A 25,995-nucleotide genomic window follows, 5' to 3' on the forward strand; every position below is an offset into this window, starting at 1 on the left:
CCCATCGCATCCAAGTTCTCATTACCCCTACTGAAACGTTATGCCAACCTACGTTGCCCGCGTCCGAGACGCTAAAGGAAACGCCAAAAAAGAAAAGATCGTTGCAGACTCTCTGAGTGATGCGCGATCGGCGTTGCGCGAACAAGGCTTGTTTGTGCAAGAACTGAAAGAAAATGAAAGCTTCGATCTCAATTCGAGCTTTGCGAAATTCCAAACCTCAATGGTCTCTGTCACAGTTAAAGACAGAGCTGTTTTCTCTCGTCAATTTGCAGCACTGGTGAATGCAGGTGTTGCACTGGTTCGAGGTCTGGGTGTCTTGGCAGAGCAATGCACAAATCCCAAGCTGAAAAAAGCGCTGATGGAAATTAGTGCCGATGTCCAGCAGGGGGTGAACTTATCGGATGCGATGCGGAAACACCCTCAGTGTTTTGATGGCTTATACGTCAGTATGGTGCAGGCTGGGGAAACAGGTGGGGTACTTGATGAAGTTCTGAACCGTCTTGCGAAGTTGCTTGAAGATGTCGCACGCTTGCAGAACCAGATTAAGTCAGCCATGAGCTATCCGGTTGTCGTTGGCTTTCTTGCGACTGCAATCTTCCTAGGGATGACGATTTTTTTGATTCCAATCTTTGCTGGAATCTTTAAACAACTGGGGGGAGATTTGCCTGCTTTCACTCAGTTCATGCTGGACGTTAGTGCATTTCTTACCAGTCCCGCAGCATTCAGCCTGTTAATCATTGTTCCGCTGATCGTTTTTGCCTACAAGCAGTACTACAAAACGCGCGTTGGTCGGGAAACGATGGATCGCTTTTTTCTCAAAATGCCGCTGTTTGGTGATCTGATCCAAAAAACTGCAACTGCAAGATTTTGTCGGACTTTCGGAGCATTAACCCGATCGGGGGTTCCAATTCTGACTTGCTTAGAGATTGTACGGGATACATCAGGAAATCAGATTGTTGCGAATGCGATCGACGAAGCCCGCAAAGAAATTCAGACAGGTGGAATGATTAGCATCGCCCTGCAAAAAGAGCAAGTTTTCCCAGCGATGGCAATTCAGATGATCAGCATCGGCGAGGAAACTGGAGAAATCGATAAAATGCTGATGAAAGTGGCTGACTTCTACGAAGACGAAGTGGAACAAGCTGTAAAAGCGTTAACGAGCATTATGGAACCGATCATGATTCTGTTTCTCGGTGGTATGGTCGGAAGTATTCTAGTTGCAATGTACTTACCGATGTTCGCAATTTTCGACAAGCTCGGTTAAATCGTCTGAAACGGAACTTTTGTTGATTTGGGTCAGATGGATAGGGCTTTTACTCCCTGACATCTGACCTTTACCGTTCATGAAGTGTTATGGAAATTTCTGCTCAAAAAATTCAGTACGAGGAATTACTCGCAACCTATAGTCATCCGATCGAAGCGATCGAGCTTTTGAAGTGTCATCGCGTCTACCTCGAACTGATTCCAAGTATGCGGCGCGTCGAAGAGAGTATCATCACGATTCCATTACCGATCGTGCGAATTCGCCACACCACACCGACTGCAAATGCAACAAATGTCACAACTGTTGAATCCCAGCTTCTTCCCTGTGAACTCGCAATTTTGATGTGCGACCCAGAATGGAAAATCAAGACGGGCAAAGAAATCTTTGTATTCATTCACCGACCAAACGAGGATTTTTCAGAATTACTCGGTCGATGGCGGCGGACACAACTGATGCTTGGTAAAGATTACGAGTGGGTGTTGCCGTCTAGATATCAACACTTTCTAAACGATGGAGCCGATAAGATTTATCCGCTTTTTGTGGTGTTTGAAGACACTCCTGAGCGGATCAAGCGAGGATTGAGCGGGTCACATCTTCCATTTGCGATTCAGGGCAAAACCGAGGTCTTAGAAGAAACGATTTAATCGAACCAGATCGAGGAATAAAAAAAGGCTCCAGGCGTTTCACCTAGAGCCTTTTATCTAACTTTGATTGCGCTTCGTCTTTTCTTTACGCTTGCGTCGATTCACTGTAACCATCGCATGATCAACGGGAAATCCAGCAACCGGAATCACTTGATACTTTCGCTCTTCCTCTAGTTGCTTCAACTCAGCGTAATTTACCCAGTGAATACAATCGACTGGGCAGGTATCGATCGCTTCTTGAATCAGTTCTTCAGAATCGCCATCCTGTCGAATGACTCTTGATCGACCATAATCTGGTTCGATGTAAAACGTATTTCGTGCCACATGAGCGCAGTGTTTACAGCCGATGCAGGTAATCTCATCGACATAAACGCCGCGCTGTCGAAACACTCCTCCCAACTCAGGTTCAAGACCCGATCGCCCTTCAGCTTCACGTAGAAACCCGCCTAATTCAGGCTCTAGACCAGAGCGTTCCGAGGAGGAATCACCGTCGGACAGTTGAAAGGAGTCAGACATTACGCACTCCAGCGCTGTAGGACTAGACGAATAGAACCATCTTCATTCTTCTGTTGCTCAGACACTTGGAAGCCTTTTTGAGCGCTTTCATTCACGATCGTGTGATACGCATAGCGTTGAGTGACCTTGCTCAAAAAGCGATCGACCGAGTTGTCTAGATTCCAGAATTGTAGGTCAGCCACCAATTCATACTCGTGACCGTTCCAAGCAAAACCCACATCGTAGCCATTATTTTGTTCGATTACGACTTCCGCAGCTTGAGTTTGTCCGCGATAGCCCCGGACATCACGCGGACCCGATTTCCAGTCCATTCCTAGGTCAGACAGTGCAGACTGCAAGGAAGTAAGATTACGAATTTGAGTTTTGATTTGGCTAAAGTGTGACATGGCAAATAGTTACGAATCAAGTTGTAAGGGGTGTAAACAAACTTACCAATCGCTATATGTCGCTTGGGTTTTTACAGTCTCGGACTGTTGGACGGTTTGGGCAAAGTACTCAGAAGTTTGCTCTTGGGTAATGACTCGACCCAATTGAGCCTCGATCGCGGCAGTCACTTCCTCGCAGGATTTTCCAACGATTCCAGTCACTTTTTCTTGCACTCGACCATCTGGATAAATGATGAACTCTAACGTCTCCATTCGCTTTGCCCAAGGTAAAAGTTATCTTGCAAAACAGCGGTTTGCCTAGAGATAAATCTCAATTGAGACAATCGAAATTTACCTATTTTTAAGAACTTGGCTATTTCACTTTAAAACGTTACAGAACTTCGTAGCTAATAGAAGTGGTTTCTGATTAACTGTCAGTTTCGCTTAACTTCAGAATAGAGTCAAGATAAAAATCGGTTGAAACGCTTTACATAAATATGTATTTGTTCAAGTCTCGTATACTTCTATCGGTAGGCTGATCCCCGTTCGGGAGGATCAATTTTCCAGAGTCTCGATCCAGCAAGATGCTTACGTGAAAATACGGAGTAAGTAGACGCATTTTACTTATTGCTCGTTCAAGCCCGTCATGCGATTTCTTTGAATGAGGGGTCTTGCCCCATAGGAGTCTCAGTAAAAGATGAGTAAAAATGGCTACAGTGAGTCATCTTTTGTTCTATCTCTAGAACTTTACAATCCATCATGGTGTCTTCTATCACGTCAGGAACGCTACTACGGCAACGGTATCTCATCAAGCAAGTTCTCGGTCAAGGAGGATTTGGACGAACTTATCTTGCGATCGACCAAGAGCGCTTTAACGAACTCTGCGTCATTAAAGAGTTTACTGTTCCGTATCAGGATGATGGTTTGGTAGAGAAAGCCAAAACGCTCTTTCAGCGGGAGGCAAGTACGCTTTATCAGATTCAACACCCGCAAATTCCACGATTTTGGGCAGCGTTTGAAAGCGATCAGCGGTTGTTTCTAGTTCAGGACTTCGTACAAGGGCAGACTTATCGAAATCTACTGCAAACTCGGCGGCAGCAAGGAGAAGCGTTTTCAGAGGCTGAAATTCTCCACTTGTTGAATCATCTGTTGCCAGTTCTGACCTATCTACACGATCGAGATATTGTTCACCGGGATATCTCACCTGAAAACATTATTCTCAGAACACGAGAAGCCCGTGAGATGGTGATTCCAGCAGAAGTTACACTGACCACGAATCAAGGATTGCCTGTTCTAATCGATTTTGGAGCCGTGAAGGAAGCGGCAAGCCATTGGCCAATCATTTCAACGATTACGCGAGTCGGTAAGGTGGGATATGCTCCACCCGAACAATTGCAAACTGGAAATGTTTCGCCTCATAGCGATCTGTATGCTCTAGGTGCAACTTGTTTGGTGCTGCTTACAGGACGAGAACCGCAATCGTTGTTAGATAGTCAAACTTTGGCCTGGCAGTGGCAGCCTTACACGCAGATTAGTGAAGGGTTGGCGAGTGTTCTTCAGAAAATGTTGGCGCTGCATCCGAACGATCGCTATCAATCCGCACGAGAAGCTTGGGCAGATTTACAACCTTTGATGGAAGGATCAGTTAAAAGCACGTTGCTGAATCCAATGGTGCAGCCTCCCGCCCCGATCGATCAAGATATTGCACCTGCGGCACGAGATATCAGTCTCAAGCGAACTGCCGCGACGATTAGAACACAGCTATTTATGACTAGCAATTCTGAAAATAGCGCTTCGGATACGCCAAAATCTGGTCTTTCTAGAAGTTCTCCAAAAAGGGCAGCAACCCTGAGTCAATGGGCTGTGCCTGCTGCGATCGCGACGAGTTTACTGGTTTCTAGCGGAATCGGATTGCATTTGTTTCGGATGACTGAACCGCTTCCTAGCACACAACAAATTAGGGCAGATGCACCGTTTCGGAACACTGGAGATACTAGCAACGGCAAACCGAAACAAATCATTTTTACACCAGGAGAAATCTCAGCGGTCGTGCAGGGGAATCTGGTGGAGCGAAATTCTCACACCTATACCGTTGGTGCATCTCAAGGGCAAATCATGATTGTGACGATCGAGGGTGCAGGGGTCTTCATGAATTTGCTCCAGCAGAACGGACAAGCGATCGACAATTCATCGCATCAAACTCGGAGTTGGACTGGGCAACTGCCGAAAACGGATCAGTACCGGATCGAAGTGACAGGAACCGGAGCTTATTCTCTAGATGTGACGATTACACCTGTTTCCCAATTTATCAACTCCAATGTTCAACACGTTCGATTCCCTCGTGGTCAGAATCAAACAACTGTCACCGGAGAAGCTCAACCCAAGAAGACTCGGCGGTATCTACTAAAAGCCGCAGCGGGTCAGATTATGGCAGTTCGAGCGCTCAAAGGTGATGTCGCCCTTGTGGTGTTGGCTCCGAATGGACAACGAATTGGGGGTAGCTCCGCAGAGTCGCGAAATTGGAAGAATCGACTGCCGATGGATGGAGAGTACACGATCGAAGTTTCCTCAAAACAAAAACAGGATTTTGCTCTGGGCTTCGAGATCTATTAAGGGTTTGATTTACAGGTAACGAAGGGCGATCGTGTAGTGCGATCGCCTTTTTCTTATTGCGCTTCTAAAAAGGTTTGAACGACTCCTTTTGGAGTCAATCGCAATCGAATCACAGGTGTTCCGCCACCTTTGATCGGGGAGACGAATTCCTGCTCTGTTACGGGGAAAGAAGCATCGAGCAAGCGAACTGCCTCTTGACCGAGCGGCTCGATTCTATCGATCGTGCCATCTGCTTTAAGCGTCAGTCGATATTCAATATCTTCGATCATTCCTTGAGGTGGCTTCCAATTTTTTTGGAAGTACGTTCTGACTTCAGCAACTTGAGGAATTGTTGCGCCTGCGGGGACGGGTCGAGGTGGATTGGCTTGTAGACTTGCTGCGGCGGGAGCAATGCTTCGAGCAGTTTCAGTCGAACTTGATGCCGGAACTGGCTCGGCGTTCGGACTGGGTGAAGATCTCGCAGTTGATGGCGCTTGAGAAATTTTGGTTTGATCGGGAATGGCAGGAACGGGCACATCTCGGATCGGAATCTCAAGTTGGGGAGGAGGGCTAACAGGCGCTTCTTGAGCGACTTTGAGACGGGGCGCTTGATCGGGTTGAGTTGGAGTGGTTGAGATGCCGGGAGCGGGAGGAGTGGTGGTTGGGGGGAGTGTGGTTAAGGGAGGGGGAGCAGTGGGAAGGGTTGCGATCGTATTCGGTGCGGGTGTCGCTGGTAGAGGTTGCACTGGAAGCCGTTGATCGTTGCTGCTGGCTCCTTGGCTGGTGGCAGTTTGAGTGGGTGCAGTTGGCTCGAAGACACGAGCGATCGAGGCTGTCACTCCTACAGCGACAATCACCGCTGCTGCGATCGTGCCCCAAGCGGGTGTAACTGTCTGCCAACGTGGTTTTTCTAAGTTGGGAAGGGTGGTGACATCAGCGGAACATTCATCAAGTGCGGTCGCTAAATCTGCAAGTTGAACAGCGCTGAGAGATAGAACTGCGCCAGATGATTCGTTAGCAAGCGATCCGAGATGAAGTTCGTGCGAGATTAATCCTTTCGGTTTTAAGTGAATTCCAGCGGAATTTTGTTCGGCTTGAGTGAGGAAATCAGTCACAGGTTCAGCGACACCGATCGAGGATTGGGTGCTGAAGCGACTCGATTGACTGAGGAAGTTTTGGACGTAGTGGCTGACTGCATCGGTAAGGGCTTGAAGTTGATTGCGATCGCCTCTAACGGTGATCCATTGGTCTTCGCTGACTCGTGGATCGTCAAAGCTGAGTTTGAAGCGGAGATTTTTTAAGACGGATTGCCCCATCCAGCGAGACAGGGGTGAATCTTTCGCTGCGATCTCTAGAGTACAAGTGGGTGGGGTGTAACGGCGGATGACAGAGGTAGGTGAGGACATGGGGTTCAAAGGTTGAGCGCGTCAGTTCGGAGGAGTGGGCAGGGAGCGATCAAGCAAAGTCAGCCAAAGTCGGCGAACGCCTTGGGGACTGCCGTAGAACAGGAGATCGATTAAAAGTTTGAGCGCGAGATGGGTGAGAGCTTCAGTGGAAATTGTTTCTCCGTGTTCCATTCGCTCTTGATAAGTGTTGTGGAACGTGTCCAAGTAATTGCCTAAAAGGGCGGCTTGGTGCGGTTCGCGATTTTGTTCCGTGAGTTGTTCAAGTAAAGCAACGGCACGACGGATGAGTTCATTCTGTTGTTTTGCCAGGTGACAGATAATCAGGGTGAGAGCGCGTGCTTCATCGACATCGAGCTTTTTACGTCCGCCTTGTCCTTTGCGTAGGGGACTCGATTGGCGCAACCGCCAAAGAGACACACGATCGCTAATCATCGATTCGAGATTGAGTTCGGAGGCGGCTTGGAGCATGGCTTCCGAAGAGAGGTTTGCGATCGCTTCGAGTGCCAGCAGAATGAGATCCAGTTGGGCTTTGATGTTGTCTAACTGGTCGGGATTCGGCTGGGCGGAAAGATGCGGATCTTCCCAGTTGGAGGGGGAGGCGGTTGGCTGCACGATCGAGGTCATAGATTCAGCGTATATAAGCACCCTGGCAATGGGTGGATGGTTACAGGTCTTGAAACAAGCGACTCGCTTAATTTCAATTTGTTTCCTCGCCTAAATTCAACCACAAATCAGGCTAGAGACTGAAAGAGATGAAAAACTTCTGCCGATTGGAGGAAATTTTAGAAAATTAGGGCTTGGGTGAGGAAGAAGGCGATCGCTGCACTCGAAATCGGTACGGTTAAATTGTCGATGCCAAATTTGGAAAAGGCTTCTAGAGTAGCAGCGCTCAATCCTATAACGATCGAGATAAGCCAGATTTGCCAGATATTGCCGATCGTGAATAACAGAATTAGAGCGCAAACGGTAAAGCTAATCAGTGCCATCGCGCCTGAGCCTTCCCAACTTTTTTTCATGTCCCACAATCGGTAGGAATGTTTGCCGAAGCGTTGACCGATTAAAGCGGCGAATCCGTCTCCCCAGGTCATGACGAGAATGCCGATCGCAGCAAATTGCGGCTGGGAAATTGCCCAAAACCAAGCGACTAAAACGCCGATACTGACCGCATAAAAAAATGTTCCGAAGCTTTTTCGCCCGATGCTGTTGATGTTGGGCAGGATTGGAACGTAATAGGAAATGAGAGCAACTGCGCTAAACAGAATCGAAGCGCTCACGCCTAGCCACATTGGAGTATTGAGCCACCAGGCAAGCAGAATTACGTTTCCTGTGCCGATGTGAACGACTTTGCGAACCAATTCGTTATTGCCCGTCACACGATTGACGATTTCAGCGCACACGCCCACGATCGACAGCCAGAGAAGGACGATCGCAATTTGCCCGAAGAGAGAATGAATCCAGTCAGAACTCACAAGTTTGCCATCTAACCCGATGTCTTAACTCTAACGGGTTTCGGGATCGGAAAGAATCGTCCAAGAGCCAAAGCGATCGCCATAATACGCCAGAATTTGCTCAACCTGAGTCCGGGCTTGCGAATCGGTTGGATCAGAAAATTCAATTTCTAAACTACCGATCTGTGAGAGTTTGTACTCAAACTGTTGGGACGTTTGGGGCGTTAAGCGGGTTTGAACGCCATCCACTTGGGTCAAATGCGCTGCAACTTCTCGATAAACCGCCAGCGGTAAAGTGGGATTTTGAACTGTGTAACTCATGCCGATGTTCCGTTGCCGTTGCTATTCGGATTGTAGGGCGGCAAGGTGCAGCAGTTTACTTCATCAAGACACACTTTGCCCCACTGGAGTGCCCAGCGGACGAGGGCGACCCGATTTTCGGTTTCGGTCTTCGTCAAAATATTGCTGATGTGATTGTCTACTGTGCGCTTGCTGATTTCGAGTTTTTCCGCGATGTCTTGATTCGTTAAGCCAGCGGCTACTAATTCAATAACCTGCAACTCGCGTTCGGAAAGCGGCGCTTGTACTTGAGATTCACCGTCTGACATAGAACTATCCTTACGATGTGTATATGTACTTATCGTCAATTCTATTCTAGGTGGAAATGCTCAATTCGCAAATGGAATCTCTGATAGAAACAATTGAAGTTGAAGGGATGTGGACGAATCAGCATTGAATATTGGAAAATCGCTAGACTAAGAGAGGCTGAAATTTAGAACGATTATGCAGCATCCGAAATCTGGCTCGATCGCAGCTTCAGAGCGACGCACGTTGAATTATCAAGAGGCTTATCCTTGTCCGATTTGTCGGCATGGACAGGTGGAAGGCTTAACGCTGATGGATGCATTTGCTTGTAATTTCTGCCGCCATATTTTTACTGCGAATCTGAAAGAGCAAACGGTTCACGTCGAAGATAGTTCGCAGCCGATGACCTGGAAATGGACGGGGCGGAAGTGGCAAGCGGCAAATCAGACGGATTTGGATTTGTCGATCGTCATTTGGATTGTCGGAATCGCGCTCGTTATTTTGCCGCCGGGTTTAATTTGGCTGCCTGCTCAGATCTTTGTTCCGTTGGATGGCGCTTCAGGCAATTGGTTTCCGACGTTTTGGATTAGTCTGACGTTTTTCTGCCACTTCGCGTTTGTGGCTTGGCTCATGGCAGAACATTATCAATTGCCCTTTTATGTGGCAGGAAAGATCAGGATTCGACGGTGGTTGGAGCGGTTTAGTAGTTAGCGGAAATGGATTGCTGCGTTGGTGTCTGCCCGGAAATGAATTCAGGGTGATGAATGCGATCGAGCAGTTGAGGATCAATCGCTGCGTTGGTGTCCGCCCGGAAATGAATCCAGCGGTGATGAATGCGATCGAGCAGTTGAGGATCAATCGCTGCGTTGGTGTCCGCCCGGAAATAAATCTCCGGGCTAATGGGAGAAACCCCGCTGAAGCGGGCTAAGAGGTGGGATGCGCTTTGGGGTGGGAGGAGAGAGGTTAGGAGGGAGGAAGGTGGATTTCTAGGGCGCGAATTAGGGAGCCGTTTTCGTGATGGCGCTTTTGATTTTGGACGTAAGCGATCGCTGTCGGGGATTGAGACTCGCCCATTGAAAACACACCGTATTCTAATTGCCAAGCAAAGGCTAGAGGCTCAGAGGGCAGGCTGTGGTTGACATAGTGAGAGCTACCGCCTTTGACGCGACAGACGTAATCTGAAATTGCTAATGTTGGCGGGATTGAAACAATCAGGTGAATGTGATCTGCCATTCCACCTACGGCATGACAGATACAGTTAAGCGCATTCGTCTTTTGCTGTAGATATTGGTACAGTTCAGGTTCGCGAGTGGGCGTGATCAGAGGCTGCCGATTTTTTGTTGCCCAAACGAGATGGTAGTGAAGTTTCCAAAGCGCCATGAAGTCTCATCTGAAAAGTATTTCTCTTTTCAAAATGCCCCTTTCCAAAGTTTGCCTCTTCAGCTAAAGATGAACTCCTAGCCCGTTTTAACGGGGTTTCTCCCATTAGCCCGGAGATTCATTTCCGGGCGGGTTATGCGATCGACAATTCGCTAATTTTGCATGCTAATTTTGCCCATATGACTGCTCTGGGCGGGTCATGCAATCGACGATCCATCCTTCCATTTCGCTAGTATTACTCGCATCTAGGCAGAGCGATTTTGAACATCGATCGTTCATTTCACAAGCCTTTAACTCAGCGAAAAACGCGGCTGAGATCGAGGACGAATCCTGGTAGAACCGCCTCATCAGAAAGCGTCGCAGGATTTTGTAGGGTTTCGACGGGTTCGCCTTGGCGGTAGATCTTGACTTGTTTTGTAATCGGGTCGAGTAGCCAGCCTAGACGCACTCCATTTTCCATGTACTCTTGCATTTTGGCTTCGAGATCCTCAATGTCGTCGGTTCGGGAGCGCAGTTCGATGACGAAATCAGGCGCGATCGGGGGAAAGCGTTCTTGGTCTTCAAGAGATAGAGCATTCCAGCGATCGTTTGTGATCCAGGCAACATCAGGCGATCGTCTGGCTTCATTTGGTAGCTTGAAGACGGTCGAAGAATCAAACACGACTCCTAGATTAGTCTGACGATTCCAGAGTCCAACATCTACTGTTAAATCCGCATTGCGTTTTCCAGAACCTCCTCCCGTTGGCGGCATGACGATTAATGCTCCTTCTGCGGTTGATTCGATTCTGAGATCTGGATTCTGTTGGCAGAAGTTAAGAAATTCGTCATCGGTAAGCTCGATCGTGGGTTTGAGATTAATTACTAGGGCTGTCATGGCTTTTAGTCCGCTAAAATAGTTTCCGCAAGCTCGATCGGTAAACCGACAAGAGATTTCACCCGCAATTCTTGATAAAACTCATCCTGGGATAATTCAACCTTCGATTGGGCAGAGAGTAGCAACAGCGCCCAAAATACGCCGACTCGCTCATAGTTTTCGGAGTGATGCGGCTCGATCTTATTATTGCGTTCTTGAACGGCGACCCAGAATTCTAGAACCAGTTCAAAATCGATCCAGTCTTGTCCTTTTGAGACATCTGACCAGTGATCCGCGAAAAAGCCTTCGATCGCGACTGCCATTTCAGACAGATTTTCCTCGTGTGCCAGAGCCGCGATCGCTTTAACGGCTTCGGCTCTTGGGATTTTTGTGCGTTTGATTCGGGCGCGTGGCTCTTTTTCTTCGAGCGCGATCGCAATAATTTGCAGTTGTTCGATTAGTTCTTTTAGCGTTACTCGTCGGCGTTTGGGCGGTTGGGCGACGGCTCTTCGACGCAGTTGACGTTCTAAATTCAGCGGTAAAGTGGTCTGCGTGAATTCCATTTCGTCGAGGAATTCGCCGCCTTCAGGAAATTCTGAAAGTTCTGGAGTGGTATCAACTTGAGCCAGCGTATTTGCTTTTAAGAGTAGCAACATCGACGCATACAAAAAAGCTTGCCCTGACTGGGTGAGGTTTGCCTCGTAGAGTTCTCGTCCGGTTGCAGGGGCAAGCTCACTCAGAAAGCGATCGATGACATCAATCACTTTCACATCCCACGGGTCAATTTCGCCGCGTTCAGCTAAATCAATTAAAAGCGCGATCGCGTCTTCAGCAAGGGAGACTGGCATAAATGGGAGGAAGTTAGCGAATCTTGACTCGTGCGAAATAGACGGCAGTTAGCACGATAAAAGCTAATAGCGTCAATGGTACACAAAAACTTAAGTCTCGACTCGTTAAACCACCCAGATTTTCCATTTATTGAGCGTAAATTTCACGCGATTCGGCATCTTGAACGGTTTGAGCAGCAGGTAAAAGTCGCTGTTGTTCTTCGAGTTCGGCTTTGTAGCGTTCTAAGTTGTCTTCGAGTTCGTGAATACGATCGTCGCGAACGGTGACTTCTTTGCGGATTTCGACGGTTTTCTGAACTTGCGACCACACGCTAAACACCCAAGCTAAAACGGCTCCAATTCCGGCTGCCAAAATCAGTTCGATCGATAACGGGGCTTGAAACTGAATGTTTTTAACAATGTGAATCACTGCGGGTTCAGTGTTCTCGATTCCAAACAGAACCAGCGCTAAACAAATTACGAAAATGATTACGAAGTTAACTTGTCTCATCGTTGATGCTCCAAATCACGCCGCTAGTCTACCAAGGTTCGATTCGATGTGATGTAAAGAAAATCTAATCAAGTGGCGGAGGAAGCTCTTTTTCGGGTGGAATGACGATCGGGGGTTCAGGATGGCGAATCGCATCGATCGTGCCCTTGATTGTGCCTGCGATCGGAACGGCAACAATGACTCCGAGAATTCCTGCAACTTGTAATCCGATTAGTAAGGCAATGAAGATCCAGAGCGGGTTTAAGCCTGTGAAATCGCCCATAATCTTCGGAGCGAGGAGATTGTCGCGGATTTGCTGAAGGATCATGCAAGCGATCGCAACTTGCAAGGCTAACCACCAGTTTTGAAGCGCGATGATCAGAGTGACGAGTCCAATTCCTAGCGCTGCACCGATAAATGGAATGACTTCAGCGATTCCAATAATTAATGAGAATACGAGCGTAAAGGGGACTTTTAAGGCAGTAAAAATCGGAATAACTGCTAGTGCCATAAATAGCGCTAGAAGGATTTGGCTGAGAAAGAAATTATGGAAGTTCTTACGAAGTGAATCGCCAAATGGAATCGAAAATTTAGCTGGAATTAAATTCAGTAATCCATGCCAAAGTTGCGCTCCATAAAGCAACATATAAAAGGCTAGAACAATGACTAGGATTGTATCGACTAATCCGGTTAATGTACCTAATGCCAGTCCTAATGCTTGAGGTGCAATGTTTTGCAGTTGGCTTTCAATTTGTGTGCTTAAGCGACCTCCGAATCCTCTAAGATCGATCGGGTAATTTCGCTCTCTTGCCCAATTATCCCAAGCATCTAAATTTAAGCGACTGGTTTCTAGCCATCCTGGAATCTTTTCTAAAAGCTGCGTTGTTTGAGATAATAGGATCGGCATTAATGTGGTTGCGAGAATCGCTAAAAGCGCGATCGTAATTACGCTAACAATGACGATCGCACCTTGTCGTTTGATTCCAAATTGCTGAAACGCTCGAACAGGATAATTAAGCAAGAAAGCCAGAATTGCAGAAATCGTTAGAATCGCAATTAGATGATCGAAATAGGTAAATAATTGACTAAGCAGCCAAACATTTAAAGCGATGATTGGACCGCTTAAGCCAATAATTAACCATCGCTGCAAATCTTGTGAACGACGCGCCATAGTGGATTAGACCGCAGGTTTAGCCGCAGGCGGTAACTGTTGATTTTTGAAATAGATACCCGTCGCTACGATCGCAATTACAATTACGGTTCCAATTCCAAGCGGGCTAGGCATCCAAAATGCAGTTTCAATATGATTTTGCAGACCGGGTTGAAGTGTCCAAATCACCCGTTTTCCATCTCGATGAACGGTGCTGTTTTTGGTTGAGCTACTGGCTCCCCAAGGTGCATCAATGCTGAATTCTAGTTCTAGAAGCGAATTTGGATTAACTAAACCATCAGCGACACCCAGCGATCGCAAGTCCACATCGTAAATTAATCGAGTTCGTTCAAATAAGATGAAATTGCCTTGTTTAACTTGTAATTTAGAATCAATTTTAGGCAAATCGATCGGCTTTTTATTCCGAATCTTTGATGCCAGTTCTTCACTAAAATAACGATTAAATTTCTTCTCTAAATCTTGTCCGCTACTAAACGGAATTGTGGCTAAAACTTCTTGATTTGAAAGCTTTCGAGTTTTGCCTTGTAATCGTTTGACTCGCTGATCAATGTTTGAAAGCCAAGATTGTGCTGTCCCGCTTGTGAATGTGCTTAAGCGATCGTCAAGTTGAATTCGCTGCACGATCGCCCCCCGGTTTGGACTCTCAAACTGAATTCCCACATCGTAGTTGACACAACCAGAAGTCACAAGTGCGACAAATACAAGAATGATGCAGGTTTTGAATAGTCGGAAGAATTTTGCAAACATATCTAGGGGGCGATCGAATCAGCGATTTCTATAATGGCTCACGATCGACGATCGTGGACGGTTCGCTTAACGGGAATTCAAAGAACTATGCTGCAACCTGTTCAACGGCTTGCATATCGACGGGCGCACCTTCTTCGACCATTTGCGCCATTTTGCCGCCTTTGTTGAGGAAGTTTTGCATCGCAGCCAGCATCGCATCGACTTTTCTCGATCGCCATTCATCGATCAAGATCTGAGTCTGACGCGCTCCATATCGACGCTCCATCGCCTCACGCAAATAAGCTGCGTGTCCCGTCTCATCCAGTGCCACGCTCATAATTCCTTTCTTGAGATTTGTGCTGGCTGGATCATCAGGGAGCGCATTGGCGATTCTGACAAAATCCTTACTAGCATCGAGTTCGAGAATGTAAGTGCTTGCCATGAACACGCTCCATTCGATGTTTTCGGGCTTCAACTGTTCTTGAGAATAGCCCTTGAAATATGAACCAAAGAACGGACTGCGCTGTTCGCTCGGATTGCCGTCGATTTCTCGTTCGCGCATTTTGCTAAAATCCATCACGCGGCGATTCAGTTGCTTCAGACCGTGGGCGAAAATTTGACCGTGACGTTTTTCATCGCTGGCGTGTCGATCGAGTTTTTCTGCCAGCCAAGTTTCTCCTTCAGATGCGGCTCGATCGCGTAATGCTTGTAAGAATGGAACGGCTCCCGATTCTGCCATTTGGAAGCCTGCAATGACATTGGGACGAGTTTTCGGGTCGCGAATACTGCTGGAAAGAACGTAAGCGCTCGCACCGGAACCAACAATGTGAAGAACTTGAGTAAGAAGATTCATAAGTGAGGGTTGAAATTCTTACTGGAAATGGTAACGTGCGATTTCAGTTCAAGAAATCAACCTTGCTACACATCTCAAATTCGTGAGCAAGGGTACATTTTTGGCATCGCGAAAAAGCGAGAATACTGAAATTCACACAGGGTACTGAGATGCTCACTGTCGGAAATTGGCGCAAAACCTTAGAGGCGATCTGTATTCCGATCGCTGCCCTCCTCTTTTCATTGGTTTTGTTTGGAATTTTTTGTTTCGCTGCTGGTGCAAATCCGTTTGAAGTTTACGGCGCGATTTACCAAGCAGCATTCGGAAGCTGGTCATCGTTCCAGAATTCTCTGATTCGGGCGGCTCCGTTGATGTTGACTTCACTTTGTACGGCGTTGCCTGCTCGATTGGGCTTGGTGATTATCGGGAATGAAGGCGCGTTAGTGATGGGCGGAATTGCAGCGACGATCGTGGGATTGTCTGCGATTAATCAAGCGCCTGCTTCGGTGACTCAGGCTTCAATGGCGATCGCAGGAATGATCGGCGGCGGAATTTGGATTGGAATCGTGGGAGCTTTGAAACACTACCGAGGCGTGAATGAGACGATTAGTAGTTTGCTGATGAACTATATTGCGATCGCGCTTCTAAACCATTTAGTTGGCGGTCCGATCCGCGATCCGAGTTCGCTGAATAAGCCTTCGAGTTATCCGATACCGGATCTCGATCGCTTAGGCACAATTCCATTTTTGCCCAGAGTTCACTACGGTCTGATTTACGGAATTATTGCCTGTGTGATTGCCTATTTCCTGATTCAGCGCACGACATTTGGATTTGCTGCTCGAACCGCAGGCGGAAATATCAAAGCTGCGAGAATTGCAGGGCTTCCGGTTGGACAGTTAACGCTGGCAATTTGCTTTCTCGCGGGATCTTGTGCGGGCTTGGCGGGAATGGTGGAAATTGCCGCAGTGCATGGACGGGCGAATGAATCCCTGAATGCGAATTATGGCTATTCGGGAATTTTGGTTGCATTTGTGGCGCGGAATAACCCGATCGCAGCCAGTCTGATCGCGATTCTATTCGGTGGCATTCTCGCATCGGGCAGTATTCTACAGCGACGATTAGATTTGCCCGATGCCACGGTTTATGTTTTACAAGGACTCGTCTTTTTGGTGGTGCTCTATAGTGAATCGCTGTATGGACGGTTCAAGATTTTCAAAGAGCCAGAGCCGAAATTACCCGCGTCATCTGCTGTTCAAGGAGGTTAAACAACATGGCAACCGAAGCATTGGGATGGTGGGGAGTACCTTTAGCGATCGTGGCTGGAACGCTCCGAGGTAGCGCACCCTTTTTGTTCGTCAGTTTGGGCGAATGTTTGACCGAGAAAAGCGGCAAGATTAATCTCGGCTTGGAAGGCAATTTGTTAATGGGAGCCATGAGCGCGTATGCGGTGGCATATCTGGCTCAAGGAACGGTTGGAAGTGCCTTGTCTCCTTGGCTCGGTGTTCTCGCGGCGGGAATCGCTGGAATGTTGCTGGCGTTCATTCATGCTTGGTTGTCTCAACAGCCGAAAGTGAATGATGTGGCAGTTGGAATTGCGATGATTATTTTTGGAAGTGGATTGGCATTCTTTTTAGGCAAGCCATTTATTCAACCTTCTGCCCCAGGATTACCATCGATCGGGCTTGGAGATTGGAGTTCGGTTCCGCAGATTCAGCAGACGTTTCGGATCAATTTGCTGTTTATTTTGGGAATTGCGATCGCGTTCGTCATGAATTGGTTTTTCAGAGCAACCCGCTGGGGCTTATTCATTCGAGCAGTGGGAGACAATCCTGAAGCGGCTTTGGCGATGGGGATTTCGATTAAGAAAGTTCGGATGCTGTGTATTATGGCAGGCGGATTTTTGGCGGGAATTGGAGGCGCATATTTGTCGCTGTATTATCCCGGTAGTTGGTCGGAACGGATTTCAAGTGGACAAGGATTGATGGCGGTTGCGCTCGTGATTTTTGCCCGATGGAATCCGATTCAATGTTTGTGGGCTTCGATGTTGTTTGGGGGCGCACAAGCGATCGGACCTGCACTGCAAGGAGTCGGAATTGAGACTGGCTACTATTTGTTCAATGCCGCTCCGTATGTGTTGACGCTGATTATTATGATTTTGACTTGTTCACCCAAACGAACAATCTCCGGTGCTCCTGGGGCATTGGGCACATTGAATTGAGACTTGAACTTTTGTGGGTTGGGCATCTTGCCCGACCTTAAGAGCAGGCAAGATGCCTGCACCACATTACAACATCCAAACTTATGACCACTGCAACTCAACTTTCAGCTTTAGAAACTCGACAATTTCCCCCGCTGCTCCAAGTCCGGGAAATGACGAAACGGTTTGGAACTTTTACCGCACTGGATCACGTTTCGATGACGCTGAAACCGGGAACCTTTCATGCGCTGTTGGGTGAAAACGGAGCCGGGAAAAGTACCCTTGTGAAGTGCATTATGGGGTTCTATACGCCCACCAGTGGGAAAGTTCAATTAGACGGGCAGGATTGTACGATCGCTTCTCCACGTGATGCCCAAAAATACGGAATCGGCATGGTGTATCAGCATTTCACCTCGGTTCCCGCGATGACGGTTGCGGAAAATTTGCTGATTGCTCGATCGGGTGGCGATTTAGTCATCAATTGGAAAGCTGAAACCGAAAAACTCTCAGCGTTCATGCAAACTTCGCCGTTTCAACTGCCGCTCGATGCGTTGGTGTCTCAACTGGCGGCAGGCGAAAAACAAAAGCTCGAAATTCTCAAACTGCTGTATCTCAAGAGCAAAATTCTGATTCTTGATGAACCAACTTCCGTTTTAACTCCGAGTGAAGCGGATGAAATTCTCGGATTGCTGCGGGAACAGGTCAGCGCAGGACAATTAAGCGTTTTGCTGATTAGCCACAAGATGCGAGAAGTCACAGGCTTTACCGATGAAATCACCGTTTTGCGGCGCGGTAAATTGGCGGGAACGGGTAGCATGAGCGTCTTAAAGGTTCCTGATATCACTGAGATGATGATGGGCGAACGGCGCGAGGCGCAACCCGTCGAAAAAGTGCCACATGATAATCCGGTTCCGGTGCTGGAAGTTCAGAATCTTCATGCCGATAAAGATAATGGACTCGAAGGCGTTGCAGGCGTAAATCTGAATGTTCACAGCGGCGAAATCGTAGGTATTGCTGGCATCTCAGGGAATGGACAGCGAGAATTCGTTGAAGTCTTGGCGGGACAGCGATCGCCTACTTCCGGTGAAGTCCGAGTGAATGGAGAAGTCTATCAAGCGAGTCGATCGCAGATGTTCCAACATGGCGTATTTGTTCTGCCGGAAGAACCACTGAAAAATGCCTGTGTTCCTCACATGAGCGTCGCGGAAAATCTCGCGTTGAGAACCTTCGATCGACCTCCGCAGTCCAAAGGTCTACTCCTGATTTTCAAAGCAATTCGCGAATCGGCTTTAGGACTAATTCAACAATTTCGGATTAAAACGCCTTCGCCAGAAACACCAGTGAGAGATTTATCGGGCGGAAATGTGCAACGAACCGTTTTGGCGCGGGAACTCTCTTCGGATCACGTCAAGTTATTAATCACAGCGAACCCCTGCTTTGGTCTAGATTTTGCGGCAGTCGAAGATATTCACAATCAAATTCTTCAAGCTCGAAATCGCGGTGTCGCCGTTCTCTTGGTGAGTGAAGACTTAGACGAATTGCTGAAATTGTCCGATCGTATTCTCGTGATCAGCGGCGGAAAATTCCTATACGAAAGTTCAATTGACAAAGCCGACTTTAATGCGATCGGACGCAGTATGACTGGGCACTAATAAGTAAGTTACACAGCAGTTTTGTAAAAACTTTACGGAACTGCTGACTTTCTTACTGAGATCTCCGTATGAAATCGTCCGCTCAGATTTGGCTCCCGTTAGCAGTCTTCTCACTTTCGCTATTTGCACAACCGCAATTGGTTGCTCAAACTCCTACGCTCGTCCAAGAAAGCGCCCAGAGTCATCGTGCCTTTGAACAGGGCATGAGACATTTACGCAATCGAAATTATCAACCCGCGATCGCAGAATTTAACCGAGCGATTCAACTTGATCCAAACTTCAAAGAAGCCTACAGCGGACGAGGATTCGCCCAATTACAAAGCGGACAATTGCCACAAGCGTTAGAAAGTTACAACCGGATTCTGCAAATTGATCCGAAAGCCGCGATTGCATACTCCGGATTAGCACTGGTGCGATCGCGCTTAGGAGATGAACGCCAAGCGAGACTCGACACTGAAAAGAGCGCGGCTTTAATGGCAGAACAAACCACTCGACATCTTTATCACAGCGAAATTAGTCTACTTGAACTTTCAGTTGCAACCGCTGGACAAACTCCACAAGGCGATGTCTGGAAACTGATCGAGCAAGGCTATCAACAAATCGATGCCCGAAATTTTCGAGCGGCATTGAATACGTTTAATCAAGCGGTGAAATTATTGCCGTCAGGATCAGCGCGTCCTTATGTCGATCGAGGAGTGGCGTATTTTTGGATGCAGGATTATCGATCGGCGATCGATGATTTTTCCACCGCAATCCGGTTCAATCCGTTCTACATCAAAGCCTATGAGTATCGCGCTCGTGCCTATGAACAGATGGGACGATCTCAAGCTGCAAGAGCGGATTTGCAAAAAGCGATCAATCTAGCGCGTCAGTTTGGTGCTCAAGCAATGTATCAAGAGCTAACCACTCGCCAACAAGCGAAACAATAGAGTTCTTGCATGAATGCTGATCGAATTCTACTCGCTACGGCATTCATGCAGAAAGTTGATTTTTGCTGCGATGATACGATCGCGCTGTGACGCTCTAATTAAGAAGTACATATCGGGATGACAGGATTTGAACCTGCGGCATCCTGCTCCCAAAGCAGGCGCGCTACCAAGCTGCGCTACATCCCGTAACTAAGCTCTGAAATTATAGCGTGGAAAACGCGATCGTACAATCTAAATCTCTAAACTGTTAGAGAATGGTTGAATTGACAGATTCCTCTCAAAATGAGAGCATGGAGCAACATTCAATTGAATTAATCATTATGAAAAATTTGTACGGTAATGCACCTAATTCACATTCGCAACTTACGCATTGATGCGGCTCAGTATTCTGATGTAAGTTCTCAAATAGAGCAGTGGTACGCCACAGTCAGAAAGGCAAACTGGCAATCCTTAGAAGATGCTCGACTAATCTATCGAGATGCTGAAGCTGTTGGCAATTTTACCGTCTTCAACATCAAGGGAAATGCTTATCGATTGATTGTTGGCATTGACTACGAGACGCAAACAATCTTTTACAAATATTTCCTAACTCACGCTGAATACGACAAAGACAAGTGGAAAAATGACCCTTACTTTTGATCAAACTAAATACCGTCAACTGCTGACCGAAACATTACCGCAAGTAATCGACTCAGAACAAGAATACGAGCGAATTCTAACAGTCACAGAGCAACTGCACTTTAAGAAAGATCGAACCTTAGAAGAGCAGAAGTTGTATCAATTGCTTGTGACACTGGTAGAACTCTATGAAACAGAGCACTACCCAATTCCAGAAGCCGCTCCACACGAGATTCTTCAGCATATTATGGAATCGAGTGGAACACGTCAGGCGGATCTCGTGGGCATACTGGGTTCAAGCGGGGTAGTCAGCGAAGTTGTGAATGGAAAAAGAGCCATTAGCAAGTCACAGGCTAAAGCGTTAGCCGATCGCTTCAAAGTTTCTCCGGATCTATTTCTGTAGAGCGATCGAAAAAAGGGAGGCAATTCTGAGCCTCCCCTAAAATTCACCGATTAATGATGGTGATGCTCGTGTCCGTGATGGTGATGTCCGTGATCATGATCGTGGTGGATTTCGCCATGTACCGGAACAACCGCCAAAGCTTGTTCGGATAGGAGCGACTCAATTTGGGGAGTTGCCCACTCTGCAACCATCTTGAGAAATTCGGGATCATCGTTCACGCAGGGCATTCTGACGTACTTCACATCGGAATATTTGCGGTGAAGCTTTTCGATGATGTGCTCAACATCGAGAAGGGTTTCATGATTTTCAGTGGCAAAGCCGATCGGCATAAAGACGATCGCTTTTGCTCCCAGTTCGATCAAGTTTCTCGCTGCCAAATCTGCGTTCGGTTGCGTCCATTCGATCAGCGGCGTTTGGTGATTCAGCCAACCGACGGAAATGAGAGGATATCGATCGATTAAGCGATCGCGTACCTTGTCGTACAGGGCTTGGCTCTCGGTAATTCCAGACGTAAAGCCTTTTGCTTTGTGTGGACAACCGTGATTCATCAAGACAATGCCGATCTGAGACGGCAAGTAATGTTCAGCCAGATCAGATTGGACTTGGGCTTCGACTAAATGAGCCATGCGATCGATATATTCAGGTCGATCGAAGAATGAAGGAATATAACGAGTTCCCTTCAGCCAATGTTCTCCTTCGTCTGCTAGATTTGCCAACGCTTTATTCACTTGCTCGACTGCGATCCCGCTTGTGAAGATGGAATCTACAACCAGTAAGGGATAGATCAGAATTTTGGTAAAGCCTTGAGCTTTGATGTCTGTGAGGACTTGTTCGGGTAAAAAGGGCTTGCAGAAGTTGAAGGCTTTGAAGACTTCAATGCGATCGCCCCATTTTTCTTGTAATGCAGCTTCTACGCCTGCACGTTGTTTCTCAAAGATTTCATTGTGTGGAGAAATGAATTGTCCGTGTTGATGTCCCCATTCATGCAGATCGAAGATAGCTAATAGTTTTGCTAACGGTGGATAAACCCAGGTGGGAACAGGGGCGAATTTTGCTGTTAATAGATTTAGCGCCTGTTCGTTGTAATTGGCAAAATCGTCGTAGCTCTCGACCTCGCCGTATCCCATAAGCAGAACCGCAACTCGATTTGAGTCTAAAGATGCGGAATGATGGTGAGTGTGTTCGAGCTTTTCTGGAGTCGCGACCACGTGTAAAACCCCTTTTTTTTGCAATGTATCGGTTTCGATTTAGTTTCAGGCTAACATCCCCTACGGGGGGAGAGGATCAATGAGTGAAATATTGTTACGTAAGCAATGCAGATTCTAATTTGTCCAGGGATGCACCCTGCTGAATTGACGGAGGCGTTTGTTTCTAAAGTGCCTCTGTCAGTGGAAAGATGTTCGATTTTTCCATCCGATCGACAGCCTGTGTATTCGTCTCAACACATTCTAGAGTTCTTTCAGCCGAGCAATTCTGTTTTAATTGTTGCGTTTAGTGCGGGTGTGGTGGGCGCGATCGCGGCGGCAAGAATTTGGCATCGTCAAGGGATTCGGATTGCCCGACTGATTGCGATCGATGGTTGGGGCGTTCCTTTGTTTGGCGACTTTCCGATTCATCGAATGAGCCACGATCGTTTCACGCACTGGAGTTCTCTAATGCTTGGCGGAAATGCAACTCACTTTTATGCAGATCCCGCCGTTGAACATCTGACACTTTGGCATTCTCCGGATGCTGTGCGAGGCGTGATTGAATCCTCGAATCGTGAGATGACTGCGGCTGATTTTATTTCTGAGTTGGTCTTGCTTGAGTGAATTCGTCGATCGACAAAGTTCAAAAGTGGATCGATTGATTAGGATTGAGATAGCCAGACTTGGTGCGATATCAAGGTTCTGTGACATAAGAATTTGTGCGGTTCATTCCAGATGCTTGGTATCGTGGGCATCTTGAAAAATCCGTAAGACATTCTCTCGACACAGGTAGGGTTCAGCCTTACACTATATTTCTATTACTTGCATCCTACGATACAAAAGTCTTCCAATTTATCCAATCGAGCATACTTGAAGAGGGTATTCCTGTGCAGTTGCAGCAACGATCAGCAGTCCAAAAGGTGACGGGTGCTTTTGCTTTAATCGACAGCCTAAGTCGTCATGGTGTGAAGCATATTTTCGGCTATCCAGGCGGCGCAATTTTACCGATTTATGATGAACTCTATCGGGCTGAACAGGCTGGAATCCTCAAGCACGTTCTCGTGCGCCACGAACAGGGAGCCGCTCACGCTGCCGATGGATATGCGCGTGCAACTGGACAGGTGGGAGTTTGTTTTGCAACTTCAGGACCGGGTGCGACGAATTTGGTGACAGGAATTGCAACGGCTCACATGGACTCGATCCCGATGGTGATTGTGACAGGACAAGTTCCGCGTCCTGCGATCGGAAGTGATGCGTTCCAAGAAACGGATATTTACGGAATCACGTTGCCGATCGTTAAACATTCATATGTCGTTCGCGATCCCAGAGATATGGCGCGAATCGTTGCTGAAGCGTTCTACATCGCGAGTACGGGACGACCGGGACCTGTTTTAATTGATGTGCCGAAAGATGTCGGAGTTGAGCAATTCGATTATGTTCCGGTTGATCCGGGTTCAGTGCGGTTAACGGGCTATCGTCCGACCGTGAAAGGTAATCCGCGTCAGATTGGACAAGCCTTAAAGCTGATTCGGCAGGCACAGCGTCCATTGTTGTACGTCGGTGGAGGCGCGATCGCAGCAGGTGCACATTCAGAAGTGAAAGAACTCGCTGAGCGGTTTAAATTGCCTGTCACCACAACGCTGATGGGAATTGGCGCATTTGATGAGCATCATCCTTTGTCAGTTGGAATGCTTGGAATGCACGGAACAGCTTACGCGAATTTTGCTGTAACCGAATGTGATTTGCTGATTGCGGTGGGAGCACGATTTGACGATCGTGTGACTGGAAAGCTCGATGAATTTGCGTCTCGTGCAAAAGTAATTCACATCGACATTGATCCAGCGGAAGTTGGAAAAGTTCGCTTACCTGACGTGCCGATCGTGGGAGATGTGAAGCAAGTTCTGAGCGACTTGTTAGAGCGGAGTGCGGAAGAAGGCGATCCGGCGAATCCGGAACAGACTGCCGCTTGGTTGGCGCGAGTCGATCGCTGGCGTGAAGATTATCCGCTGATTGTGCCTGAATATCCGAGTGTGCTGTCGCCGCAAGAAGTGATCGCGGAAGTTGGACGGCAAGCTCCGAATGCTTTCTATACAACGGATGTGGGACAGCATCAAATGTGGGCAGCGCAGTTTCTCAAGAATGGTCCTCGTCGTTGGATTTCGAGTGCAGGACTCGGAACGATGGGCTTTGGAATGCCTGCGGCGATGGGAGCTAAAGTTGCAGTTCCAGATGAAGAAGTGATCTGTATTAGTGGCGATTCCAGCATTCAGATGAATATTCAAGAGCTTGGAACCTTGGCGCAATATGGGATTAATGTCAAAACCGTGATTATTAACAACGGTTGGCAGGGCATGGTGCGTCAGTGGCAAGAAGCGTTCTACGATGAGCGCTATTCCAACTCGAATATGCAGGTCGGAACGCCGGATTTTGTCAAATTGGCAGAGGCGTTTGGGATCAAAGGAATGGTGGTTGAAACACGCGAGGAACTGAAAGATGCGATCGCGGAAATGATCGCGCATCCGGGTCCAGTTTTGATGGATGTGCGTGTGAAGAAGAACGAAAACTGTTATCCGATGGTTCCCTCTGGTAAGAGCAATGCTCAGATGATTGGACTACCTGAGCGGAAATTGTTGGAGCGGGCGGCGGAAACAATCAGTTGCCACAATTGTGGTGCTGAGAATGTTCCGACGAATAAGTTCTGTCCGAGTTGTGGAACGAAGATGTAGAATCGATTGAACAAAAAGAGGGAACGGCGCGATCGTACCGTTCCCCTTTTTTGTGTTTTAACGTGATCGCGTTTGTACCCAGTCCGCGATCGGTCTAACCTTCTCTGGCATATTGGTTTCGCTTAGATCAATCGAATGCGATCGACCATTCATCTCAATCATGAGCGTGTATCCGAAGCGATCGGGCTGCGGAGAGGCTTCGACGATCGAATTCAACTGAAAGAAATTGGAGCTTTTCACCAAATTCTCAAGCTGTTGGGCTTCGGATGGAGAGAGATCTTGAGTATCGATCGATTTCGTGATCATTAGCCCCGCGAATCCTCCACTTTGTTCAAGCGTGACGCGCATTGCTCTCTCCTTTTGAGTTAGACAACACCAACTGTTTTCCAAGCAGTTTGAACTGCTTTTTGTTCGTTGCTGTTTGCGCCATAAAGTTCTGCTGCGATCGCAGATGTGACTCGTGCAGCGGTGCGGAAATTAGATGAAGGGCGCAAACGCTCTGTAAGTGCAAGATACCAAATTTTTCCAGCTTTTTCCCAGGCGTATCCTCCGATCGCGGTTGCGGTGAGATAGAAGGCACGATTCGGAATTCCAGAATTAATATGAACGCCGCCGTTATCTGCATTTCCGGTGTAAAGGTTCTTCATCTCCGCAGGTTGGGGATCTTTGCCAAGGACTTTATCATCGTAGGCAGTTCCAGGAGCTTTCATCGATCGTAAAGCTTTGCCATTAATCTTAGAAGTCAGTAACCCTTCGCCAATGAGCCAATCGGCTTGATCAGCGGTTTGGTTCAAAACTTTTTGCTTGATCAAACTGCCAAACATATCAGAAAACGATTCATTCAGCGCTCCGGATTGTCCTCGGTAAATTAAAGCAGCTTCGTTTGATTGCTCCAAAGTTTTGATGGATTCGATGCACTCGCGACGATTCTCTGTAGACCAGACTACAAATCAGTTCGCAACTCTCCGCGTTTTCTTTAGAAATTGTTTGGGAAGGGGGTGAAATTCAATGGGATTCGATCGACGGGTGAATTAACACAAATCAAGGATTTATCTCAATGTGTTAAGCAACGCTACAAATTATCGAAAGAATTGCTAGGGAGAAATGCTTAAATTATTCTCTTAGAATGAACTGGAGATTTCTTTGTAAATTGTTAGATTAATGCTTGTTTTATCATTTGGGCA

Annotated in this window: 30 protein-coding genes and 1 tRNA gene; 12 read left to right on the forward strand and 19 right to left on the reverse strand. The window is 47.4% G+C overall.

Translation table 11 applies throughout. The features are described from left to right. Positions 1 to 40 precede the first annotated feature (40 nt). A complete protein-coding gene (locus ACQ4M5_RS08465) occupies positions 41 to 1,264 on the forward strand; it encodes a type II secretion system F family protein (RefSeq protein ID WP_430675143.1) in 1,224 nt (407 codons plus the stop codon). Positions 1,265 to 1,353: 89 nt separating this feature from the next. After that, the gene (locus ACQ4M5_RS08470; protein WP_430675144.1) at positions 1,354 to 1,908 is read left to right on the forward strand and encodes a hypothetical protein; all 555 of its coding nucleotides are present in this window, start codon (positions 1,354 to 1,356) and stop codon (positions 1,906 to 1,908) included. A 57-nt stretch (positions 1,909 to 1,965) separates the two neighbouring features. On the opposite strand, the gene ACQ4M5_RS08475 is transcribed toward ACQ4M5_RS08470, so the two are convergent. The 3 genes from ACQ4M5_RS08475 to ACQ4M5_RS08485 are packed head-to-tail and all read right to left on the reverse strand — an operon-like array spanning position 1,966 to position 3,062. Next, a complete protein-coding gene (locus ACQ4M5_RS08475; protein ID WP_430675145.1) occupies positions 1,966 to 2,424 on the reverse strand; it encodes a ferredoxin in 459 nt (152 codons plus the stop codon). Beyond that, positions 2,424 to 2,810 (reverse strand): DUF1257 domain-containing protein, encoded by a 387-nt coding sequence (locus ACQ4M5_RS08480; RefSeq protein ID WP_430675146.1) that lies wholly within the window; start codon positions 2,808 to 2,810, stop codon positions 2,424 to 2,426. The genes ACQ4M5_RS08475 and ACQ4M5_RS08480 overlap by 1 nt, the downstream gene beginning before the upstream one ends. 42 nt (positions 2,811 to 2,852) lie before the next feature. Then, positions 2,853 to 3,062, reverse strand: a complete 210-nt coding sequence (locus ACQ4M5_RS08485) for a DUF2997 domain-containing protein (protein WP_430675147.1) — start codon at positions 3,060 to 3,062, stop codon at positions 2,853 to 2,855. 486 nt (positions 3,063 to 3,548) lie between these two features. On the opposite strand from ACQ4M5_RS08485, the gene ACQ4M5_RS08490 reads away from it, so the two are divergent. Further along, entirely contained in the window at positions 3,549 to 5,402 is a 1,854-nt protein-coding gene (locus ACQ4M5_RS08490) for a serine/threonine protein kinase (protein ID WP_430675148.1), read from the forward strand. 53 nt (positions 5,403 to 5,455) lie between these two features. On the opposite strand, the gene ACQ4M5_RS08495 is transcribed toward ACQ4M5_RS08490, so the two are convergent. The 5 genes from ACQ4M5_RS08495 to ACQ4M5_RS08515 all read right to left on the reverse strand — a co-directional run bounded on the left by ACQ4M5_RS08495 (position 5,456) and on the right by ACQ4M5_RS08515 (position 8,843). Next, positions 5,456 to 6,787: a DUF4335 domain-containing protein gene (locus ACQ4M5_RS08495; protein ID WP_430675149.1), complete on the reverse strand. Its 1,332-nt coding sequence runs from the start codon at positions 6,785 to 6,787 to the stop codon at positions 5,456 to 5,458. Positions 6,788 to 6,808: 21 nt separating this feature from the next. Further along, on the reverse strand, positions 6,809 to 7,411 hold the full coding sequence (locus ACQ4M5_RS08500) for a DUF3038 domain-containing protein (protein WP_430675150.1): 603 nt from the start codon (positions 7,409 to 7,411) through the stop codon (positions 6,809 to 6,811). A gap of 158 nt (positions 7,412 to 7,569) precedes the next feature. After that, entirely contained in the window at positions 7,570 to 8,256 is a 687-nt protein-coding gene (locus ACQ4M5_RS08505) for a diacylglycerol/polyprenol kinase family protein (protein WP_430675151.1), read from the reverse strand. Positions 8,257 to 8,286: 30 nt separating this feature from the next. Continuing rightward, positions 8,287 to 8,556, reverse strand: a complete 270-nt coding sequence (locus ACQ4M5_RS08510) for a hypothetical protein (RefSeq protein WP_430675152.1) — start codon at positions 8,554 to 8,556, stop codon at positions 8,287 to 8,289. Then, a complete protein-coding gene (locus ACQ4M5_RS08515; RefSeq protein ID WP_430675153.1) occupies positions 8,553 to 8,843 on the reverse strand; it encodes a helix-turn-helix domain-containing protein in 291 nt (96 codons plus the stop codon). The genes ACQ4M5_RS08510 and ACQ4M5_RS08515 overlap by 4 nt, the downstream gene beginning before the upstream one ends. A 175-nt stretch (positions 8,844 to 9,018) precedes the next feature. Here ACQ4M5_RS08515 and ACQ4M5_RS08520 point away from each other — a divergent pair, with 175 nt between their 5' ends. Next, on the forward strand, positions 9,019 to 9,531 hold the full coding sequence (locus ACQ4M5_RS08520; protein WP_430675154.1) for a hypothetical protein: 513 nt from the start codon (positions 9,019 to 9,021) through the stop codon (positions 9,529 to 9,531). Between the two features lie 252 nt (positions 9,532 to 9,783). Here the strand turns inward: ACQ4M5_RS08520 and tnpA are convergent, their stop codons facing one another. The 7 genes from tnpA to ACQ4M5_RS08555 all read right to left on the reverse strand — a co-directional run bounded on the left by tnpA (position 9,784) and on the right by ACQ4M5_RS08555 (position 15,120). Beyond that, complete coding sequence (tnpA, locus tag ACQ4M5_RS08525; protein ID WP_430675155.1) at positions 9,784 to 10,200, reverse strand: IS200/IS605 family transposase; 417 nt, start codon at positions 10,198 to 10,200, stop codon at positions 9,784 to 9,786. 295 nt (positions 10,201 to 10,495) lie between these two features. Further along, positions 10,496 to 11,074 (reverse strand): Uma2 family endonuclease, encoded by a 579-nt coding sequence (locus tag ACQ4M5_RS08530; RefSeq protein WP_430675156.1) that lies wholly within the window; start codon positions 11,072 to 11,074, stop codon positions 10,496 to 10,498. A 5-nt stretch (positions 11,075 to 11,079) separates the two neighbouring features. Further along, entirely contained in the window at positions 11,080 to 11,901 is an 822-nt protein-coding gene (locus ACQ4M5_RS08535; protein WP_430675158.1) for a segregation/condensation protein A, read from the reverse strand. A gap of 127 nt (positions 11,902 to 12,028) precedes the next feature. After that, positions 12,029 to 12,391: a lipopolysaccharide assembly protein LapA domain-containing protein gene (locus tag ACQ4M5_RS08540; RefSeq protein ID WP_430675159.1), complete on the reverse strand. Its 363-nt coding sequence runs from the start codon at positions 12,389 to 12,391 to the stop codon at positions 12,029 to 12,031. Positions 12,392 to 12,455: 64 nt separating this feature from the next. Continuing rightward, positions 12,456 to 13,541: an AI-2E family transporter gene (locus tag ACQ4M5_RS08545; protein ID WP_430675160.1), complete on the reverse strand. Its 1,086-nt coding sequence runs from the start codon at positions 13,539 to 13,541 to the stop codon at positions 12,456 to 12,458. Positions 13,542 to 13,547: 6 nt separating this feature from the next. Beyond that, positions 13,548 to 14,288: a DUF3153 domain-containing protein gene (locus ACQ4M5_RS08550; protein ID WP_430675162.1), complete on the reverse strand. Its 741-nt coding sequence runs from the start codon at positions 14,286 to 14,288 to the stop codon at positions 13,548 to 13,550. Positions 14,289 to 14,373: 85 nt separating this feature from the next. Beyond that, entirely contained in the window at positions 14,374 to 15,120 is a 747-nt protein-coding gene (locus ACQ4M5_RS08555) for a ferritin-like domain-containing protein (RefSeq protein WP_430675163.1), read from the reverse strand. Positions 15,121 to 15,269: 149 nt separating this feature from the next. Here ACQ4M5_RS08555 and ACQ4M5_RS08560 point away from each other — a divergent pair, with 149 nt between their 5' ends. From ACQ4M5_RS08560 to ACQ4M5_RS08575, 4 genes are all read left to right on the forward strand, one after another. After that, a complete protein-coding gene (locus tag ACQ4M5_RS08560) occupies positions 15,270 to 16,364 on the forward strand; it encodes an ABC transporter permease (protein ID WP_430675164.1) in 1,095 nt (364 codons plus the stop codon). Positions 16,365 to 16,369: 5 nt separating this feature from the next. After that, positions 16,370 to 17,317 (forward strand): ABC transporter permease, encoded by a 948-nt coding sequence (locus tag ACQ4M5_RS08565; protein WP_430675165.1) that lies wholly within the window; start codon positions 16,370 to 16,372, stop codon positions 17,315 to 17,317. Positions 17,318 to 17,400: 83 nt separating this feature from the next. Continuing rightward, positions 17,401 to 18,948, forward strand: a complete 1,548-nt coding sequence (locus ACQ4M5_RS08570) for an ABC transporter ATP-binding protein (protein ID WP_430675166.1) — start codon at positions 17,401 to 17,403, stop codon at positions 18,946 to 18,948. Positions 18,949 to 19,016: 68 nt separating this feature from the next. Continuing rightward, positions 19,017 to 19,877: a tetratricopeptide repeat protein gene (locus tag ACQ4M5_RS08575; protein ID WP_430675167.1), complete on the forward strand. Its 861-nt coding sequence runs from the start codon at positions 19,017 to 19,019 to the stop codon at positions 19,875 to 19,877. Between the two features lie 112 nt (positions 19,878 to 19,989). On the opposite strand, the gene ACQ4M5_RS08580 is transcribed toward ACQ4M5_RS08575, so the two are convergent. Next, positions 19,990 to 20,063 (reverse strand) — tRNA-Pro (locus ACQ4M5_RS08580). A gap of 153 nt (positions 20,064 to 20,216) precedes the next feature. Here ACQ4M5_RS08580 and ACQ4M5_RS08585 point away from each other — a divergent pair. Continuing rightward, positions 20,217 to 20,516 (forward strand): type II toxin-antitoxin system HigB family toxin, encoded by a 300-nt coding sequence (locus ACQ4M5_RS08585; protein ID WP_430675168.1) that lies wholly within the window; start codon positions 20,217 to 20,219, stop codon positions 20,514 to 20,516. Beyond that, on the forward strand, positions 20,500 to 20,898 hold the full coding sequence (locus ACQ4M5_RS08590; protein ID WP_430675169.1) for a helix-turn-helix domain-containing protein: 399 nt from the start codon (positions 20,500 to 20,502) through the stop codon (positions 20,896 to 20,898). The genes ACQ4M5_RS08585 and ACQ4M5_RS08590 overlap by 17 nt, the downstream gene beginning before the upstream one ends. A 50-nt stretch (positions 20,899 to 20,948) precedes the next feature. Here the strand turns inward: ACQ4M5_RS08590 and ACQ4M5_RS08595 are convergent, their stop codons facing one another. Next, positions 20,949 to 22,106, reverse strand: a complete 1,158-nt coding sequence (locus ACQ4M5_RS08595; protein WP_430675170.1) for a ferrochelatase — start codon at positions 22,104 to 22,106, stop codon at positions 20,949 to 20,951. Between the two features lie 105 nt (positions 22,107 to 22,211). Between ACQ4M5_RS08595 and ACQ4M5_RS08600 the strand changes: the two genes are divergently transcribed. Beyond that, a complete protein-coding gene (locus tag ACQ4M5_RS08600; RefSeq protein WP_430675171.1) occupies positions 22,212 to 22,709 on the forward strand; it encodes a hypothetical protein in 498 nt (165 codons plus the stop codon). Positions 22,710 to 22,972: 263 nt separating this feature from the next. After that, positions 22,973 to 24,811, forward strand: coding sequence for a biosynthetic-type acetolactate synthase large subunit (ilvB, locus tag ACQ4M5_RS08605; protein ID WP_430675172.1), 1,839 nt, complete (start codon positions 22,973 to 22,975; stop codon positions 24,809 to 24,811). A 57-nt stretch (positions 24,812 to 24,868) separates the two neighbouring features. Here ilvB and ACQ4M5_RS08610 read toward each other — a convergent pair whose 3' ends face one another. Together ACQ4M5_RS08610 and ACQ4M5_RS08615 are read right to left on the reverse strand one after the other, a co-directional pair. Next, positions 24,869 to 25,159 carry a protealysin inhibitor emfourin gene (locus tag ACQ4M5_RS08610; protein WP_430675173.1) on the reverse strand — a complete coding sequence of 97 codons (291 nt, stop codon included), beginning with the start codon at positions 25,157 to 25,159 and terminating at the stop codon, positions 24,869 to 24,871. Between the two features lie 17 nt (positions 25,160 to 25,176). After that, positions 25,177 to 25,707 carry a M4 family metallopeptidase gene (locus ACQ4M5_RS08615; RefSeq protein WP_430675174.1) on the reverse strand — a complete coding sequence of 177 codons (531 nt, stop codon included), beginning with the start codon at positions 25,705 to 25,707 and terminating at the stop codon, positions 25,177 to 25,179. Between the last annotated feature and the right edge of the window lie 288 nt (positions 25,708 to 25,995).

This window comes from Leptolyngbya sp. AN10 (assembly GCF_050565645.1).
Lineage (GTDB): Bacteria > Cyanobacteriota > Cyanobacteriia > Leptolyngbyales > Leptolyngbyaceae > Leptolyngbya.